This window comes from Amycolatopsis sp. NPDC033938 (assembly GCF_055575975.1).
Window position 1 is genome coordinate 1297219 of record NZ_JBVIRO010000001.1, and the last position, 15771, is coordinate 1312989.

A 15771-nucleotide genomic window follows, 5' to 3' on the forward strand; every position below is an offset into this window, starting at 1 on the left:
CACCCCCCCGGGCGGGGGTTCAGGCCCCCCCCCCCCGCCCCCCCCCGTGGGAAGGGGGCCTTCACGCGCTTCCCCAGTGCAAGGCGCCAGGCCACCAGTAGGTACCTAAAAGAGGGTTCGCTCTAACGACACTCACCACTGGCGACCAGGACCTTTCGGGCCCGGTGACGTGGGGCGATGGCTCTGACCGGCGGCGTGCGAGCGTGGAGGATTCGGGACGTTGAATGTCCCGAATCCTCCACGCTCGAGCGTGTCTCACGGTCCTGAGTGACCTGACCTCGCAGGTAGTCGACCACTTGCGAGGTGTCTGCACCGCGAACCAGGATGGAAAAGACGCTATGAAAGGTCCTTTCCTCGCAAAATTTGCGAGGAAAGGACCTTTCCTAGCGCTTGCGGGGCCTAGTCGATCGGCGGTTCGCCCGGGTCCAGTTCGATGAGGTCGCCCTCGGCGAGCAGTTCCTCGATGGACGCCGGCAGCAGGTACGCCGATCCGCCACCGGGCTGGTTGAACCACGGGATCGCGACACCGGCGAGCGCTTCGAGCGGACGCTGCACGCGATACACGTGGTACGGCCGGTTCACCCACTCCGGCACGAGCGAGCGCTCCTCGAACGGCGTCCCGGCCGCGTAGGTCAGGTTGCCGTTCGGGCCGCCGAAGCGGTCCAGCTCGCTGCCGGCGGGCAGCTCACGCAGTTCCTTGCCGCGGAACAGCGTCAGCGGCGGTTCGCCGCTGAGCGGCGAGATCGGCCAGTTCTGCTTGGCGTCGGGCTGCCCGGCGCTCGCCGCGGCGGCGGGCGGACGTGCCGGTTCCTCGCGTCGCATCGGCGGCGGAGGCGGCGTCACCGGCGGTTCGCGCCGGGGCGGGGCGGGCGGCGGGCTCGACAGCGTCGGGTTCGGCCGCACCGGGGGAGCGGGCGGGACGGGAGCCGGGGAGGGCTCGTCGTCCAGGTCGTCCCCGAGCAGTTCCTCCGCCGTCGTGAACGCCGTCTGCTCCTGCGCCGGGATCGACTCCCGCGGCGGCACCGGATGCGAACCGGTGGCGATCTCGGGAGAGAGCGTCGCCAGCACAGGAGGTGCCGGAGCGGGCGGTTCCTCGGCAGGCTGCTCTTCGACGGCGGGAGGCTCCTCGAAGGACTGCTCGGCGGGGGGCGGAGCGCCGTTCGGGTTCAGCAGGACCTTGCCGAGCATGAACGCGGCCGCGTCCTCGGCGTCGCCGAACACGGCCGGGTTGGTCAGCTTCCCGTCGTACCAGCCGACCCGCCAGCCACCGCCGTCGACCTGCTCGACACTCCAGCCGTGCTCGGCGGGCGAGCCGATGCGGTAGACGTCGTCGGGCACGTCGAGTTCGTCGAACTTCGACTGCAGCTCGTTCAGCACCGGAACGGGGTGCTCGGCTCGCCGCGGCCGGCGGTGATCCTGTGGCTCCGGGGCCGCACGACGCGGGGCTTCCTCGCGCCGTGGCTCGGGTTCCGGCCGGGGCGGGTGCGCGGCCGCCACCGGGGCGGGCTGCTCCGGCGCCGGAGCGTCGACCTGCGTGACCTCGGAGTCCGACGGCGGGGGCACATTCGGTGCCTCCGCGTCATGGGTGAGGAGGGGCAGCGAATCGGCGTCCGCCTGCTCGACCGGCGTATAGCCCGCTGTGGTCTCGGTGTCGTCCTGGTCGTACGAAGCGTCCTCGGGCCGCGTGTCCTCGTGTTGCTGGGCGTAAGAGTCGCCCTGCAGAGGCCGCGCGTACGTCGTGGCTTCGGGATCGGCGAGTTGCCGCTGCTGCGGGGCCTGCGGCTCCTGTTCGGGCTCGGCGCGCTGGTGCGGCTCGTCGTCCTGCCGGGCTTCGTCGGCGTAGACGTCCTGTTCGGACTCGTGGAACCGCGCCTCTTCGTGCGGATACTGCTCTTCGTAGCCGTCCGCGTACTGCTGCTCGGCGGCGGCTTCGTGGAAGTCCTGCGCCTGGTAGTCCTGAGTGTCGTAGTCCTCTTCGTACCGCTGGGCCTGCTCGGTCTGGTCCGGGAGGGTGTTCTCTGCCGCGGGAACGGCCGCGGCGGCGGCGACCGGTGCGGCCGACGCGGCGGCCACCGAGGCAGCGTCGGGGCCCTGCTGGTGCGAAGGCGGGATCGGCGGCTGAGCGGCCTGGTTCGGGCCGGGACCACCCGGACCAGCGAGCCCGTTGGGGCCGGGCTGACCGGGACCGCCCTGGTTGACCGGGGCCTGCTGCGGCGGCACCGGGCCGTTCTGCGGCGGGCCCTGTGGCGGCGGGCCACCGGGACCACCAGGGCCACCGTTGGGTCCACCCGGCCCACCGGGACCACCCGGGCCGTTCGGCCGCTGCTGCGGGGGCTGATTCCCCCGGGTGAGGTACCCCGCCGCGGCCTGCAGCGTCGGGTCATCGACCTCGGGCAGCGTGAAACCGTTCTGCCGGACGTGCTCGATCAGGTCGAGTTCCGGCGAGACGCCGTACTCGCGCAGGTAGAAGTTGACGGCGGCGGGCCAGATCCACTGGCCGTCGCTGTGGAAGGCGACCGGGACGGTGGCCTCGGGGGTCTGCGCGAGCCTGTCGATGTCGTAGCCGCGCTCGGTGACCACCAGCGGCGCGTGGTCGAGGTATTCGAGCAGCCTGTCCTGCTCCTCGATCTCCAGATCGGGCCGGTTGATCACCGGACGACCGGCCGGGCCGATGGTGTCGAAGATGCGGGCGATGCGGAAATGCGGTCCGGGTTGCTCCGGGCCGAGACCGGACATGCGCCGGATCAGCCATTCGGGCACGTTCTCCTCGGAGCGGGGGAACATGCGGAGCTCGTCGGAGTACGCCTGCGGAGGCGGCGCGAGGCGCCACTGCGGCTCGTCGCGGTTGTACTCGAGGTTGTAGCTGGAGGGGTGGTCGAGCTGGTAACGAGCGTTGAACCAGGTGCCGCGACCGTCGCGATACATCCCGGCACGGAGCCTGCCGAACAGCGTCGCGATGTCGTGCGTCGCGACCCATTCGTGCGCGGTGCCGTCCTCGGTGATGATCTCGCCGGTCATCTCGTGGTACCTGCCGACGGCTCGGTACTCGGCGGTAACCTTCCGCCAATCACGCGGAGCGGCCCGCAGCAGGGCGAGGCCGATCTGCTTGACCAGGGTGTCCTGCTCGGTCGCGTTCAGCTGAGTCGTCGGTTGTGCCACGGTCACATTTTGACCGTATCCGCGTCCGCGTGCACCCCGCATGTGGGTTTTGCCGCTCTTGACACCGCGGAAGACGCCCTGACCTGGTGTCCGGTTACTCACCCGGGATACTGGCGAGGTGAACCGATTTGCCCGCGAGGCCATGAAGGACGAGGACTGATGGCGGTGGCCGGACAGCGGCGTGACCGTGGGGCACTGGTCCGTCACCTGCCGTTCCTGCTGGTGATGCTGGTGGTGGCCGTCGCGGCACTGCGGATCGGCCAGTACCACTGGCGCCAGGGCGCCGTGCTGATCGGCGGGGCCCTGATGCTCGCGGGTCTGCTGAGGGCGGTCCTCCCCGACGTGAAGGCGGGGCTGCTGGCGATCCGGGGCAAGCCGGTCGACGTCCTGACTTATGGCGCGCTTTCTGTCTTGATCCTTTTCATCGCCTTCACGATCACCGGCGGTCCCCTGTCCTGACGCGCGTGAAGGCCCCCTTCCCTCGGCTCAGCCGAGGGAAGGGGGCCTTCACGCGCTTGGGGGGTCAGGAAGCCATGGCCGGGGTGAGCCGGGCCTCGCGGCGGTCGAGACCGCCGGACACCGCGGCCAGGGAGAGCCCCAGCACGGCCAGCGACGCGCCGACCCAGTTGGGCGCGACCAGGCCGAGCCCGCCCGCGATCACCAGGCCGCCGAGATAGGCGCCGATCGAGTTCGCGATGTTGAACGCCGACTGCACCGCGGCCGAGACCAGCGACGGCGTCCCGCCCGCCTTCTCCATGATCCGCGCCTGCATCATCGGGCCGATCATGAAACCGGCCAGGCCGACGAAGAAGATCGTCACCGCGGCGCCGACCTTGCCGTTCGCGGTGATCGTGAAGATCGCGAGCACCGTCGCGAGCCCGGTCAGCGCGAGGTAGAGACTCGGCATCAGCGCCTTGTCGGCGAGCCTGCCGCCGAGGTAGTTGCCGATCGTCATGCCGACCCCGGCCAGCGAGAGCAGCAGGGTGACGTTCGACGGCGAGTAGCCGGTGACGTCGGTCAGCATCGGCGCGATGTAGGACAGGCAGGCGAACACGCCGCCGAGGCCGAAGGTGACGATCGCGAGTGCGAGCCACACCTGCGGACGGCGGAAGGCGCCGAGTTCGCCGCGCAGCGACGGTTCGGCCGGTTTGCCCTGGTGGGGGACCAGTTTCGCGATCGCGGCGATGGCGACCAGGCCGATCAGGGCGACGACGCCGAACGTCGCGCGCCAGCCGACCTTCTGGCCGAGCAGTGTCCCCAGTGGCACGCCGACGACGTTGGCCAGGGTCAGGCCCATGAACATCATCGAGACGGCCTTCGCGCGTTCGCCCGGCTTGGCCAGGCTGGACGCGACGACCGCGCCGGCGCCGAAGAACGCGCCGTGCGGCAGGCCCGCGAGGAAGCGGAAGGCGACGCCGAAACTTTGGTTCGGCGAGAGCGCGAAGAGGGCGTTGCCGAGCGTGAACAGCCCCATCATCGCCAGCAGCATGGTCTTGCGCGGCAACCGGACCGCGGCCGCGGTCAGCAGCGGGGCGCCGACCACGACGCCGAGGGCGTAGCCGGAGATGAGGTAACCGGCGGACGGGATCGACACGCCGAAATCAGTGGCGGCTTCGGGCAGCACGCCCATCATGACGAATTCGGTGGTTCCGATGCCGAAGGCACCGATGGCGAGCGCGAGCAGCGCGACGGGCACGGCTCTCCTTCCGGGGGTCGTACTGGTAAACGATTACTCGCCCACCGTCGCGGATGGTCGACTGAATCGATTTAGGTCTCGGACACAAAAGAAGACAGCGCGTTCGGCCCCAGCGTCGACGAGCTGTCCTGCATCCAGTTCAACGGATGGAGGGCGCCTTTGTCATCCCGGTTTCGGGTGAGGCTGACCACCCTCAGCGGCGCGCGGCGAGGACTCCCTGGAGCAGCCCCGGGAAGAGCTCGTCGAGATCGTTGCGGCGCAAGGAGTTGTAGCGGGTGGTGCCCTGCTGGCGGCCCATGATGACGCCCGCTTCGCGCAGGGTGCGCAGGTGATGGGTGAGTGTGGACTTGGTCACGGCGACGTCGAATCCGCTGCAGGAGATCTCGGTGCCGGGCTCGGCCAGCTGGCGGACCATGTCGAGGCGCACCGGGTCCGCGAGGGCGGCGAGGACCGCTTCGATCCGGATCTCGTCCTGCCCGGGGTAGACGTACTGCGGTGTCGTGGTCGCGGCCATGGGTCCATAGTACGACGCCCCTCGAACTTCCCGAAGGTTCGTAGTACGGTCGTCATCGAACTACGACAACCATCGAACAACGATCCCTGAGCGACTTTCGCCCGCTAATCGCGCTCCGGCGCCAGCCGAGCGCCCCGGGACCCAGGTCGCCTTTAGCGGGCTAAACGCGATCCGGCGGGCACCTGGGCGACCGGGGCCCGGAGCGACTTTCGCCCGCTAATCGCGATCTGGGCCGGAGGCGGGAGGCGCCGTGAAAAGGGGTCTGGAGCTGGGGAGTCCATGACTTTCGCACCACCTAGGACCTCGGTGCTGGCACTCGGCACCTTCGCGGTCGGCACCAGCGGCTACGTCGTCGCCGGGCTGCTGCCCGCGCTGACCGGCGAGCTCGGCGTCTCCGAGACGGCCGCCGCTCAGCTGGTCACCGCCTTCGCCATCGCGTACGCGGTCGGCTCGCCGCTCTTCGCCGCGGTCACGGGCCGCTGGGAGCGGCGCACCCTCCTGGTCGCCGCCCTCGTCGTCACCGCCGTCGGCAACGCCCTCGCCGCCCTCGCACCCGGCTACGTGACCCTGCTCCTGGCGCGGGTCGTCACCGCGATCGGCGCGGCGGTGTTCACCCCCGCCGCCAGCGCGGTCGCCGCCGAACTCACCACCCCCGAACGCCGGGGCCGCGCCGTCGCGCTCGTCTTCGGCGGCCTGACCATCGCGACCATCCTCGGCGTCCCGCTCGGCAGCGTCCTCTCGCAGAGCGTCGGCTACCAGGCCGTCTTCGCGCTCGTCGCGGCCTTCTCGCTTCTCGGCGCCTTCGCGGTCCGGATGGTCCTGCCCGCCGTCCCGGCACCGCCTCCGGTTCGCCTGGCCGAACGGTTCACCGTCGCCAAGGACCCGCGCGTCCTCGCCATGCTCGGCGCGACCGTGCTCGGCTGCCTCGCCGCGTTCTCCGTCTACACCTTCATCTCGCCGGTCCTGTCCGCCACGGCCGGCGTCCACGGCACGACGGTCAGCCTGCTGCTGTTCGTCTACGGCGCGGGCGGCGCGCTCGGCAACGTCCTCGGCGGCCGCGCGACCGACCGCTGGGGCGCCAAGGGGCCGCTGCTGGTCGTGTTCGGCGGGATCACCGTGGTGCTCGCGATGCTGCCGCTCGTGGCGACCACCGTCGCGGGCGCGGCCGTCGTCCTCTTCCTCTGGGGACTGGCCACCTGGTCGATCAATCCGCCGATCCAGCACCGGCTGATCGAGTTGTCCAGCAAGAACGCCGGGCTCGTCCTCTCGCTCAACGCGTCCGCCATCTACCTCGGCGTCGGCCTCTCCGGGCTGGTCGGGGGAGCGGTGCTCAGCGGCGGCGGCCCGCTCCTGCTGCCCGAGATCGCGGCGGTGCTGACCGCGCTGGGCGCGGCCGTGGTCGTGACGGGCTGGCGGAGCCGCGTGCGGCGGCCCGTGCCCGCCGAGTGACGCCTATTCGGCGCGAGACTGGACTTCGCAGTCGGGTCCGGGGAAGACCAGCCCTTCGTGCCCGTCGGCGAACCGGACGAGATACGGCGGGGCGCCGTGTTCTCCGCGTACCTCAAGGATTTCGCCGCGCTGCTCAGCCGAGCCCACCGTGCGTCCGTGCACGTGGATCTCGTCTCCGACGGTCGCGTGCATGAGTACCACCTCCGACGCTTCAAGGTTAGGAGCGTCGGAGGTGATCCCGCTACAGTGTCGGCATGATCCTCGAAATGCTTGGAGGCGCGGCGCCTCACGTCCGGTGAGCCCGTCGATCAGGGTCCGCACGCCCTCGGAACTCCGTGCGACCAGAAGAAGGAAATCCCATTCCTGCTGGGGACATCTCGTCGCGGCACCGCTGTGGCCACTGCACGGCGCCAATCTCGGCACCCTTTTGCGAACCTGCGACGCGGTGGGCGCCTGCCTCGCCGTGCCGCGGTTTCCCTGGGTGCCCGAGGCGCTGCGCCGCGGGAACACCTTGCGGCGCCCCGCTTGTGTGCACTGGGTGCACGATCCGCCGGGGTGGCTGGCCAGGGAACGGGTGGCGGGCACGGCCGTCGTCGGCGTCGAACTCGCCGACGAAGCCGTGCGCCTCGCCGATCTCCCACCCGCGCGCGGCCGGACGATCGCCGTACTCGGCCATGAGCAGCGGGGCATTCCGCCGGAGGCGCTCGATCTTCTCGACACCGTCGTCGAAATCCCCATGGTGGGTACCGGCGCGAGCCTCAACGTCGCCGTCGCGGGCAGTCTCGTGTTGTACAAATTGGCGGGCTTGCTGTGACCATCGCCGATAGGCTGCCCGGATGACCGACGTACTCGACGTGGTGGACGGGAGGAGCGGCGAACTCGTGCTTCGCCGCGCGGGCGAGGATTTCGAAGTCATCGCCAACGGCGTCTTCCTGATGGACACCCGCAACGGTGAATCCGAACGGTTGCTCGTCTCGGTGGCGGCGGATCTGGTGCCGGGCAAGGCGCGGATGCTGATCGGCGGCCTCGGTGTCGGCTATTCGCTGCGCGCCGCGCTGGACCACCCCGGCGTCGGCGAGATCGTGGTCGTGGAGCGCGAGCCCGCCGTGATCGCCTGGAACCGCGAGGGCCCGCTCAAGGACGTCCACGACGACGCCCTTTCCGACGAACGGGTCACCGTGGTCGAGGCCGATCTGGTGAAGTGGTTGCGCCGGACGGAAGAGCGGTTCGACGCGCTGTGCCTCGACATCGACAACGGTCCTGAGTGGACGGTAACGGACGGCAACGCGAAGCTCTACCAGGACGACGGGCTCGACATGCTCGCCGCGCGGCTGCGGCCCGGCGGCGTGCTCGGGGTCTGGAGCGCCGAGGCGGTTCCGGCGTTCGCGAAGCGGCTGCGAGCACGATTCGGCGAGGTGCGGGAGCTGAAGATCCCGGTGCCGCAAGGGGAACCGGACGTGCTGTGGTTCGCGCGGGTGTAACGGACGCCGCGCGGGTCAACGCTCGCTGGTGCGACACGGTGTGCCGGTCACACGGACTCATCGGCACGTTCGGCCCGCGCTCCTGGAGATCGGCACACCGGACACCGCCGCTGTACCCGGACGCGGTGACCCTGACCCCCGACGCGTCGGTATCGGACGTGCTGGACGGCATCGACACGTCGCCGGGCTGCTCGGTGAAGGACAGTTTCGGATGCCTGGACCTCTCCGAAGCGGGTTTCGAGGTGCTCTTCGAAGCGACCTGGATCGCGCGGGAGGTCCGGATGCCGCTCGAACCGGGCTGGGCCCGGGTGCCGGACCAGTTCGACGATCCGTTCGTCGCGGTGTGGTCCGACGTTGTGTCCGGCGTGACGGCCAACCGTGACGGCGGCTTCGCCGGACTGTCCAATTTGTACACTCAAGGCGATCTCGACGACGCGTGGCACGGCGCGACCTCGGCGGTCGCCGCGACGTTCCCCGGCCTGCCGATCACCGGTTACGAACGCGGCGACGACCTCGCCGCCGCCTTGCGGGCCGGGTACAGGGCGCTGGGGCCGCTGCGGATCTGGCTGAAATGATCGCTGGATGGAGATCACCACCTGGCACCTCGAACAGACCTCGCCGGACGACCTGAGCGCCGCGAAACCACCCGCCACCCCGATCACGGTCACCCGCGCCGAACTGGTCAGCCCGGAACTGAACCGGTACCTCTACACCGCCGTCGGCGGCGACTGGTTCTGGATGGACCGGCTCGGCTGGACTTGGACGCAGTGGATCGAGTGGCTGGACAGGCCCGGCGTCGAGACCTGGGTGGCCTACGCGCAAGGAACGCCGTGCGGGTACTTCGAACTCGACGGCAGCGACCCTGAAGGCACTGTCGAACTCGCCTACTTCGGCCTGATGTCGTCCTTCGTCGGGAAGGGCATCGGCGGTCATCTGCTGACCGTCGCGCTCCGCGAGGCCTGGGCGCTCGCGGAACGGTGGCCCGGCAAGACGGCGACGCGTCGGGTGACGGTCCACACCTGCACCTCGGACGGCCCGGCCGCGCTCAAGAACTACCAGGCACGCGGTTTCCGGATCTTCTGCACCGAAGTCGGGCAGGAAGAACTGCCCGCCGAGACACCGGGGCCGTGGCCGGGAGCCGAAAAGAAGTAGCTACTCCGCCGGAGCCTTGGCGGCTGCCTTCGCCGCCTTCTTGAACGCCCGCACCTCACCGAGGGTCTTCGTGTCGACGACGTCCGCGATAGAGCGCCGCGAGCCGCGGTCGCCGTACGCACCGGCGGCCGCGCGCCAGCCCTTGGGCTGCACGCCGAGCTGTTTGCCGAGCAGCGCCAGGAAGATCTTGGCCTTCTGCTCGCCGAAACCGGGCAGCGCCTTGAGCCGCTTGAGGACCTCGGGCCCGTCCGGCTTGGGCCGCCCGGAGGTCCAGATCCCGGCGGCGTCGCCGTCGTAGACCTCGACGATGTGCTGGGCGAGGTCCTTCACCCGGCGGGCCATCGAGCCGCCGTAGCGATGGATCGCCGGCGGGACCACACAGAGTTCGACGAAGGTCTCGGTGTCCATCGCGACGATCTTCTCGATGTCGAAACCGTCCATCCGGTCCGCGATCTTCTGCGGCCCCCGGAACGCGTGCTCCATCGGGAACTGCTGGTCCAGCAGCATGCCGACGAGCAGTGCGAACGGGTCTTCGCTCAGCAGTCGGTCCGCTTCCTCGTCCCCGACCAGGTGCAATGCGCGCGTCATGCGCACAGGATCTCACGACCGGGCCGGGGTGCGCGTCCTCATCCGGGTGGGTCGACCAGCAGGTCCGCGGCCGCCGTGGTGACGGCGGCCGACACCGCCGCCAGCGCGGGGGAGTCGAGTTTCCACTGCTGCCAGAACAGCGGTACGTCGATCGGGTGGTCCGGGTCGAGACAGACGAAGGTGCCGTCGCGCAAGCGGTCCCCGAGCTGCGCGACCGGCACCATGCCCCAGCCCATCCCGGCCGCGACGGCGTCGAAGAACCCTTCGGACGACGGGACGTAGTGCCGCAGCGAACTCGTGATCGTCCCGCGCTCACGAGCGAAGCGGTCCTGGAGGTCGTCGCGGCGGTCGAAGACGACGACGGGGGCTTCGGCGAGGGTGAGGTCCGTGCCGAGCTCCGGGCTCACGACGGCCAGGTACCGCATGTGCCCGAGCCGGTGCACCGAACATCCCGCGACCGGATCCGGTGACGACGTCACGGCCGCCATCACCAGCCCCTCCCGCAGCAGGGTCGTGGTGTGGTCCTGATCCTCGCGGTGCAGTTCGAAGCAGATCTTCTGCCCGTGCGGCACCCGCGTGAGCGCCGGAAGGAACCACGTCGCCAGCGAGTCGGCGTTCACCGCGATCGGCAGCCGGACCGGTTCGTCGCCGGCGGTCAGGCCGAGTTCGGCCCGGGTGTCGGCCTCCAGCAGGGCCAGTTGACGGCCGAAGCGCACGACGGCCTGCCCGGATTCGGTCAGGCGCACAGGTTTCGTGCGGATCAGCAGCACCCGCCCGGTGCGCTGTTCGAGCGCCTTGACGCGTTGGCTGATCGCCGACGGCGTCACGTGCAGTGCCGAGGCGGCGGCGTCGAACGTGCCTTCGTCGGCGACCGCCAGCAGCGTCCGGACGAGGTCGAGCGGCAGATCGGTCATCATGAGCGCTAATGTTACGTAAGAATCTTTAGCTGTACTGTTGACTCGTCGGTTCCTACTGTCCTCCCTATGGAAGACGTCCTGTTCAGTGCGGCCGCCGGATTCGGCGCCACCATGGCCCTCATCGTCGCGATCGGCGCGCAGAACGCCTTCGTGCTGCGCCAAGGCATCCGCCGGGAATCGGTGCTCGTGGTCGTCCTGATCTGCATCGTCTCGGACGTCATCCTGGTGAGCCTCGGCGTCGGCGGAGTGGGTGCCTTGGTGGGGACCTCGCCCGAAGCGCTGACCATCGTCGCCCTGGTCGGCGGTGCTTTCCTGCTCTGCTACGGCGCTCTCGCGGCCCGTCGCGCGTTCAAACCGGCGGCGCTGGAGACCGGCGGCCCCGAGACCGGCGGATCGCTGCGCCGCATCGTGCTGACCACGCTGGCGCTCACCTGGCTGAATCCGCACGTCTACCTCGACACGCTGCTCCTGCTCGGCGCGATCGCCGCGGGGCACGGTGGCGGCCGGTGGGCGTTCGGCGTCGGTTCGGTGCTGGCGAGCGTGCTCTGGTTCCTCGTCCTCGGGTTCGGCGCGAGGCTGCTCAGCGGGTTCTTCCGCAAGCCATCGTCGTGGCGGGTGCTGGACGGTCTGGTCGCCGCCACGATGATCGCCCTCGGGGTGACGCTGGTGGCCAGCGCCTGATCGGTTGCGGGGTTCCGCGGGCAGTTGTATGCATGAGTCATGCATGAATGGATCGCACTTCTGGCGGCGCTCTGTTTCGGCACCACTCATTTCGCGGGCGGAATGCTGTCGAGACACGCTCCCGGGATGACGATCTCGCTGTACGCGCAGGTCGGCGGCACCGTGCTCAGCGTGGCCGCTGCACTGGTCTTCGGTGGTCCCACCACGGCGCAAGCGCTTGCGTGGGGCGCCCTTTCCGGCCTCGGGACCGGCGTCGGCGTCGCCTTCCTCTACCGCGCGATGGGCCGGGGCGCGATGAGCGTCGTCGTCCCGGTCAGTGATCTCGGCGCGGTGATCATCCCGGCCGCGGTCGCCGTGCTGGCCTTGGGCGAACGGCTGTCCGTGCCCGCCGCGGCCGGGATCGTGTTGGCGCTGCCGTCGGTGTGGCTGGTCTCCCGCACCGGCGAGGGACACGGCTCCGCCGGGGTGGCCGACGCGCTCGTCGCGGGTGCCGGGTTCGCCGTGCAGTTCCTCGCCATGGCCAGGGTGCCCGCCGACGCCGGGTTCTGGCCGATCGCGGTCAGCCGGGCGGTCTCGGTCTGCGCGATCGTCCCCCTCGTGCTCCTGTCGTCGGCGGCGTTCCGGCTGCCCAGCGCGACGGCCGTGAAGGCGGCCGCCGCCGGGGCGCTCGGCTCGGTCGCGATCCTGCTGTACTGGTATGCCACGCAGCGGCAATTGGTCGCCGTCGCGACCGTGCTCACCGCGCTCTACCCGGCCATCCCGGTCGTGCTCGCGATGCTCTTCCTGCGCGAGCGCGCCAACCGGGCGCAGGTCGCCGGGCTGATCGGCGCCGGTGCCGCCGTCGGGCTCATCGCCATCGGATGATCACGGCAGACGAGCGAGATCGTCGGCGGTGAGCACGAGGTCGGCCGCGGCCGCCGAATCGCGGATCGTCGCGGGCCTCGTCGAGCCGGGGATCGCGATCACCGACGGCGACTTCGCGAGCAGCCACGCCAGGCAGACCCGCTGCGGGCTGACACCCTGTTCCTCCGCCACGGCAAGGAAACCCGCGTGCGCCGCGCCGACTCGCGAGGCGCCGGAGATGCCGCCGAGCGGACCCCACGGCAGGTAGGCGAGCCCGAGTTCGGTGCACAGCGCCAGTTCCGGTTCGTGCGCCGGATACGCGGGCGAGTGTTCGTTCTGCACCGAAACGAGCTGCTCGCCGAGGATTTCGCGTGCTTCGAGGATCTGTGCACTGGACACATTGGACACCCCGGCGAGCCGGATCTTGCCTTCGTCGGCCAGGTCCTTGATCGCGCCGACGGACTCCGCCCAGGGCACGTTCTCGTCGGGCTTGTGCAGCTGGTAGAGGCCGATCGCGTCGACGCCGAGCCGTTTCAGCGAACCCTCGCAGGCGTTTTTGAGATGCGTGGGTGTCGCGGTGACGGTCCACGAGCCGTCACCGGGCCTGCCTCGCCCGCCCTTGGTCGCGACGAGTACCGCGTCCGAGTCGCCGCCGTAGGTGGCCAACGCGTCGGCGATCAGCGTCTCGTTGTGCCCGGTTTCGCCCGCGTGCCAATGGTAGGAGTCGGCCGTGTCGATGAGGGTGACCCCGGCGTCGAGCGCGGCGTGGACGGTGGCGATCGCGCGGTCGCGGCCGGGGCGGCCTTCGATCGACAACGGCATCGCGCCGAGGCCGATCGCGCTGACTGCGACGTCGCCGATGGTGCGGTACTGCATGGTCAAAGTGCCTTTCGGAGTTCTTCGACGACATCGCCGAGCCAATCGGTGGTGGAGGAGAAGGAGAAACCGAGACCGGTCGCGCGGGAGGTGTCCAGGACGGCGTACCGGTCGAAGGAGTACGGCGAGGCGTCCCGCTCGACGATCCGGAACCGCGGCTCGGCCACGATGGCACGGGCGAGGTCCGTCGCGGACAGCTCTCCGTGCGAACCGGCGTTGATCGGGCCGGTGAAGTCCGCTTTCGCCGCCCAGGCGAGGAAATCGGCGATTTCCCGCTCATGGATGAACGTCGACGGCCGCGGTTCCGCGTGGACGCCGACGGCGTCGCCCGCGTCCAGCCGTTCGACGTAATGCCGCAGCCGTCCGGTGAAATCGTCGCCACCGAGGACGTGCGCGACCCGTACCGAGACGAACGGCACGTCCCCGGCGGCGAAGACCGCTTCGGCCTGCCGCTTGCCTTCGCCGTAGTGCGCTTCGAGGAAATCCCCGTCGTGCCAAGGAAGTGTGCGGTCGGCGGACGGCAGGGCGACCAGCGATTCGGCCATCGGCGCGTCCGTGAGGACTTGGTTGTAGACCTCGATCGTGGACGTCATCAGGTACCGGTCCGCGCGGATCACCCGGCGCGCGATATCCGCTTGGACCGGGGTGTAGCAGACCTGGTCGAGCACGACGTCGAAGGAACGGGAACCCAGCGCGGCCTTCAACCCCGCTTCGTCGTCGCGATCGGCGATCAGGTGGGCGACGCCGGACGGTGCCGGCGCGGAGCCGCGGTTGAGCACGGTGACGTCCAGTCCGGCGTCGCGCAGCCGCTCGACCACCCCGCGGCCGAAGTACCGGCTCCCACCCAGAACGAGCACTTTCTTCATGTCCACCAGTGTTACGGTGGCGATCCAGGTGTTTGAAGGGGAAATGATGGGCACATCGGCCGAAGCGCTGAAAGAACAACGGCAAAAACCGGCTTCCACTGAAAGTTCACTGGACGTGATCGACCGGCGACTCCTGGAACTTCTTCAGGAGGAAGGCCGCATCACCCTGAGCGAACTCGGCCGCCGCGTTTCGCTGAGCCCGGCGGCCGTCGGCGAGCGGGTCAAACGGCTCGAAGCCGACGGCACGATCACCGGCTACGCGGCGCTCGTCTCGCCGTCCGGCGTCGGCCTCGGACTGCGGGCGTTCGTGCGGATGGCGCCGCACAGCGGCTTCACCGTCCGGCATCCACGCACGCGGAAGCTCATGGACCGCCCCGAAATCCTCGAACTGCACCATGTGGTCGGGGAGGACTGCTGGATCCTCAAGATCGCCGTCCGCGACACCACGCACCTGGAAGAACTCCTCGAGGACCTGTCCACGCTGGGCGCCACGACGACGTCCATCGTGATGTCGAGTCCGATCGAACGACGAGTCCTGCTGCCTTTGTGATCTGTCACAAGGAGAGGTGGTCAAGTCTGGTTTTTCTCCCGGTTCTCGCCGTTGGTTTGTGACGGATGATGACTCGCACCACATACTGACGAGTAATCGGAGGCAGGGATGCGGGTTCGGGTCACCAACGGCGGTGCCACGAAGACCAGAAGGATCCTCACCACGCTTGTCGCGGCTTTGACGTTCACGGTCGCCGCCCCCGCGGTGGCGGACGCCGCGACGACGAGTGGCTGGAACGACTGGTCGTGCCGTCCGACCGCGAAGCATCCCGAGCCTGTCGTGCTGGTGCACGGTCTCGGTGGCAACGCGACGACCAACTGGTTCTATCACGCGCCGAAGCTCAAGAACGCCGGCTACTGCGTCTACTCGCTGACCTACGGCGCCACTGTCCTGGGTGGACAGTTGTTCGGCGGGCTCGGCTCCATGCGGAAGAGCGCCGTCGAACTCGACGCGTTCGTCGACCGGGTGCGATCGAGCACCGGCGCGGACAAGGTCGACCTCGTCGGGCATTCCGAGGGTACGACGATGCCCGCGTACTACCTCAAATTCGTGGGCGGCGCGGAGAAGGTGAAGCATTTCGTCGGCTTCGGTTCGAACTTCAAGGGCACGTCGCTCAACGGCCTTTCCGAGCTGGCCAGGGCCGTCCTTTCGCTGCCCGGCATCGACCTGCTCGCCGACGGCGTGTGCGGGGCGTGCCGGGAATACCTCGCGCCGTCGGACTTCCTCGACGATCTCGCCCGCGGCGGCGTGAGCGTTCCGGGGCCGACCTACACGAGCATCGTCAGCCGCCACGATCGAGTGGTCACGCCGTACACCAGCGGTGTGCTGGGCGAACCGGGCACGACCGACATCGTGCTGCAGGACCGGTGCGCGACGGATCTGCCCGGCCACCTGAGCCAGGCGATCGACCCGAACGTGACGGGCCTGATCCTCAAGGCGCTCGACCCGGCAGGCGCGCCCGCGCCGGTGTGCGTGCCGTTCTTCGCGCCGCTGTAGGCC

At 69.7% G+C, this 15771-nt stretch carries 18 protein-coding genes; 10 read left to right on the plus strand and 8 right to left on the minus strand.

The window, feature by feature from the left end; genetic code table 11:
* Positions 1 to 399: 399 nt before the first annotated feature.
* Positions 400 to 3201, minus strand: a complete 2802-nt coding sequence (locus tag ACZ5ZX_RS06505) for a TNT domain-containing protein (RefSeq protein WP_465500925.1) — start codon at positions 3199 to 3201, stop codon at positions 400 to 402.
* Positions 3202 to 3318: 117 nt separating this feature from the next.
* On the opposite strand from ACZ5ZX_RS06505, the gene ACZ5ZX_RS06510 reads away from it, so the two are divergent.
* On the plus strand, positions 3319 to 3618 hold the full coding sequence (locus ACZ5ZX_RS06510; RefSeq protein WP_465500926.1) for a DUF3017 domain-containing protein: 300 nt from the start codon (positions 3319 to 3321) through the stop codon (positions 3616 to 3618).
* Between the two features lie 64 nt (positions 3619 to 3682).
* On the opposite strand, the gene ACZ5ZX_RS06515 is transcribed toward ACZ5ZX_RS06510, so the two are convergent.
* A complete protein-coding gene (locus ACZ5ZX_RS06515) occupies positions 3683 to 4855 on the minus strand; it encodes an MFS transporter (RefSeq protein ID WP_465500927.1) in 1173 nt (390 codons plus the stop codon).
* Between the two features lie 193 nt (positions 4856 to 5048).
* Positions 5049 to 5369: an ArsR/SmtB family transcription factor gene (locus ACZ5ZX_RS06520; RefSeq protein ID WP_465500928.1), complete on the minus strand. Its 321-nt coding sequence runs from the start codon at positions 5367 to 5369 to the stop codon at positions 5049 to 5051.
* Positions 5370 to 5648: 279 nt separating this feature from the next.
* Here ACZ5ZX_RS06520 and ACZ5ZX_RS06525 point away from each other — a divergent pair, with 279 nt between their 5' ends.
* Complete coding sequence (locus ACZ5ZX_RS06525) at positions 5649 to 6818, plus strand: MFS transporter (RefSeq protein WP_465500929.1); 1170 nt, start codon at positions 5649 to 5651, stop codon at positions 6816 to 6818.
* Between the two features lie 3 nt (positions 6819 to 6821).
* Here the strand turns inward: ACZ5ZX_RS06525 and ACZ5ZX_RS06530 are convergent, their stop codons facing one another.
* On the minus strand, positions 6822 to 7010 hold the full coding sequence (locus ACZ5ZX_RS06530; protein WP_409489685.1) for a DUF1918 domain-containing protein: 189 nt from the start codon (positions 7008 to 7010) through the stop codon (positions 6822 to 6824).
* Positions 7011 to 7113: 103 nt separating this feature from the next.
* On the opposite strand from ACZ5ZX_RS06530, the gene ACZ5ZX_RS06535 reads away from it, so the two are divergent.
* From ACZ5ZX_RS06535 to ACZ5ZX_RS06550, 4 genes are all read left to right on the plus strand, one after another.
* Positions 7114 to 7632, plus strand: a complete 519-nt coding sequence (locus ACZ5ZX_RS06535; protein WP_465500930.1) for a TrmH family RNA methyltransferase — start codon at positions 7114 to 7116, stop codon at positions 7630 to 7632.
* 22 nt (positions 7633 to 7654) lie between these two features.
* Positions 7655 to 8299, plus strand: a complete 645-nt coding sequence (locus ACZ5ZX_RS06540; protein WP_465500931.1) for a spermine/spermidine synthase domain-containing protein — start codon at positions 7655 to 7657, stop codon at positions 8297 to 8299.
* A gap of 125 nt (positions 8300 to 8424) precedes the next feature.
* Positions 8425 to 8874 (plus strand): hypothetical protein, encoded by a 450-nt coding sequence (locus ACZ5ZX_RS06545; protein ID WP_465500932.1) that lies wholly within the window; start codon positions 8425 to 8427, stop codon positions 8872 to 8874.
* Positions 8875 to 8881: 7 nt separating this feature from the next.
* Entirely contained in the window at positions 8882 to 9451 is a 570-nt protein-coding gene (locus tag ACZ5ZX_RS06550) for a GNAT family N-acetyltransferase (RefSeq protein WP_465500933.1), read from the plus strand.
* On the opposite strand, the gene ACZ5ZX_RS06555 is transcribed toward ACZ5ZX_RS06550, so the two are convergent.
* On the minus strand, positions 9452 to 10039 hold the full coding sequence (locus ACZ5ZX_RS06555; RefSeq protein ID WP_465500934.1) for an HhH-GPD-type base excision DNA repair protein: 588 nt from the start codon (positions 10037 to 10039) through the stop codon (positions 9452 to 9454).
* 38 nt (positions 10040 to 10077) lie between these two features.
* The gene (locus ACZ5ZX_RS06560) at positions 10078 to 10956 is read right to left on the minus strand and encodes a LysR family transcriptional regulator ArgP (RefSeq protein ID WP_465500935.1); all 879 of its coding nucleotides are present in this window, start codon (positions 10954 to 10956) and stop codon (positions 10078 to 10080) included.
* Positions 10957 to 11022: 66 nt separating this feature from the next.
* Between ACZ5ZX_RS06560 and ACZ5ZX_RS06565 the strand changes: the two genes are divergently transcribed.
* Positions 11023 to 11637, plus strand: coding sequence for a LysE/ArgO family amino acid transporter (locus tag ACZ5ZX_RS06565; RefSeq protein WP_465500936.1), 615 nt, complete (start codon positions 11023 to 11025; stop codon positions 11635 to 11637).
* Positions 11638 to 11676: 39 nt separating this feature from the next.
* On the plus strand, positions 11677 to 12501 hold the full coding sequence (locus tag ACZ5ZX_RS06570; protein WP_465500937.1) for an EamA family transporter: 825 nt from the start codon (positions 11677 to 11679) through the stop codon (positions 12499 to 12501).
* Here the strand turns inward: ACZ5ZX_RS06570 and ACZ5ZX_RS06575 are convergent, their stop codons facing one another.
* A complete protein-coding gene (locus ACZ5ZX_RS06575) occupies positions 12502 to 13356 on the minus strand; it encodes an aldo/keto reductase (protein WP_465500938.1) in 855 nt (284 codons plus the stop codon). It abuts the gene before it with no gap.
* Positions 13357 to 13358: 2 nt separating this feature from the next.
* Positions 13359 to 14222: an NAD-dependent epimerase/dehydratase family protein gene (locus ACZ5ZX_RS06580; RefSeq protein ID WP_465500939.1), complete on the minus strand. Its 864-nt coding sequence runs from the start codon at positions 14220 to 14222 to the stop codon at positions 13359 to 13361.
* A 43-nt stretch (positions 14223 to 14265) separates the two neighbouring features.
* Here ACZ5ZX_RS06580 and ACZ5ZX_RS06585 point away from each other — a divergent pair, with 43 nt between their 5' ends.
* Together ACZ5ZX_RS06585 and ACZ5ZX_RS06590 are read left to right on the plus strand one after the other, a co-directional pair.
* Positions 14266 to 14772 carry an Lrp/AsnC family transcriptional regulator gene (locus tag ACZ5ZX_RS06585; RefSeq protein ID WP_465500940.1) on the plus strand — a complete coding sequence of 169 codons (507 nt, stop codon included), beginning with the start codon at positions 14266 to 14268 and terminating at the stop codon, positions 14770 to 14772.
* 108 nt (positions 14773 to 14880) lie between these two features.
* Complete coding sequence (locus ACZ5ZX_RS06590) at positions 14881 to 15768, plus strand: esterase/lipase family protein (protein WP_465500941.1); 888 nt, start codon at positions 14881 to 14883, stop codon at positions 15766 to 15768.
* Positions 15769 to 15771 lie beyond the last annotated feature (3 nt).

Excerpts from the sequence above, each read along its gene's own strand:
- ACZ5ZX_RS06585 (WP_465500940.1), top strand. The coding sequence starts at position 14,266 with ATGATGGGCACATCGGCCGAAGCGCTGAAAGAACAACGGCAAAAACCG.
- ACZ5ZX_RS06555 (WP_465500934.1), bottom strand. The coding sequence starts at position 10,039 with ATGACGCGCGCATTGCACCTGGTCGGGGACGAGGAAGCGGACCGACTG.
- ACZ5ZX_RS06565 (WP_465500936.1), top strand. The coding sequence starts at position 11,023 with ATGGAAGACGTCCTGTTCAGTGCGGCCGCCGGATTCGGCGCCACCATG.
- ACZ5ZX_RS06510 (WP_465500926.1), top strand. The coding sequence starts at position 3,319 with ATGGCGGTGGCCGGACAGCGGCGTGACCGTGGGGCACTGGTCCGTCAC.
- ACZ5ZX_RS06540 (WP_465500931.1), top strand. The coding sequence starts at position 7,655 with ATGACCGACGTACTCGACGTGGTGGACGGGAGGAGCGGCGAACTCGTG.
- ACZ5ZX_RS06560 (WP_465500935.1), bottom strand. The coding sequence starts at position 10,956 with ATGATGACCGATCTGCCGCTCGACCTCGTCCGGACGCTGCTGGCGGTC.
- ACZ5ZX_RS06550 (WP_465500933.1), top strand. The coding sequence starts at position 8,882 with ATGGAGATCACCACCTGGCACCTCGAACAGACCTCGCCGGACGACCTG.
- ACZ5ZX_RS06575 (WP_465500938.1), bottom strand. The coding sequence starts at position 13,356 with ATGCAGTACCGCACCATCGGCGACGTCGCAGTCAGCGCGATCGGCCTC.
- ACZ5ZX_RS06580 (WP_465500939.1), bottom strand. The coding sequence starts at position 14,222 with ATGAAGAAAGTGCTCGTTCTGGGTGGGAGCCGGTACTTCGGCCGCGGG.
- ACZ5ZX_RS06590 (WP_465500941.1), top strand. The coding sequence starts at position 14,881 with ATGCGGGTTCGGGTCACCAACGGCGGTGCCACGAAGACCAGAAGGATC.
- ACZ5ZX_RS06505 (WP_465500925.1), bottom strand. The coding sequence starts at position 3,201 with ATGCGGGGTGCACGCGGACGCGGATACGGTCAAAATGTGACCGTGGCA.
- ACZ5ZX_RS06570 (WP_465500937.1), top strand. The coding sequence starts at position 11,677 with ATGCATGAATGGATCGCACTTCTGGCGGCGCTCTGTTTCGGCACCACT.
- ACZ5ZX_RS06530 (WP_409489685.1), bottom strand. The coding sequence starts at position 7,010 with ATGCACGCGACCGTCGGAGACGAGATCCACGTGCACGGACGCACGGTG.
- ACZ5ZX_RS06525 (WP_465500929.1), top strand. The coding sequence starts at position 5,649 with ATGACTTTCGCACCACCTAGGACCTCGGTGCTGGCACTCGGCACCTTC.
- ACZ5ZX_RS06520 (WP_465500928.1), bottom strand. The coding sequence starts at position 5,369 with ATGGCCGCGACCACGACACCGCAGTACGTCTACCCCGGGCAGGACGAG.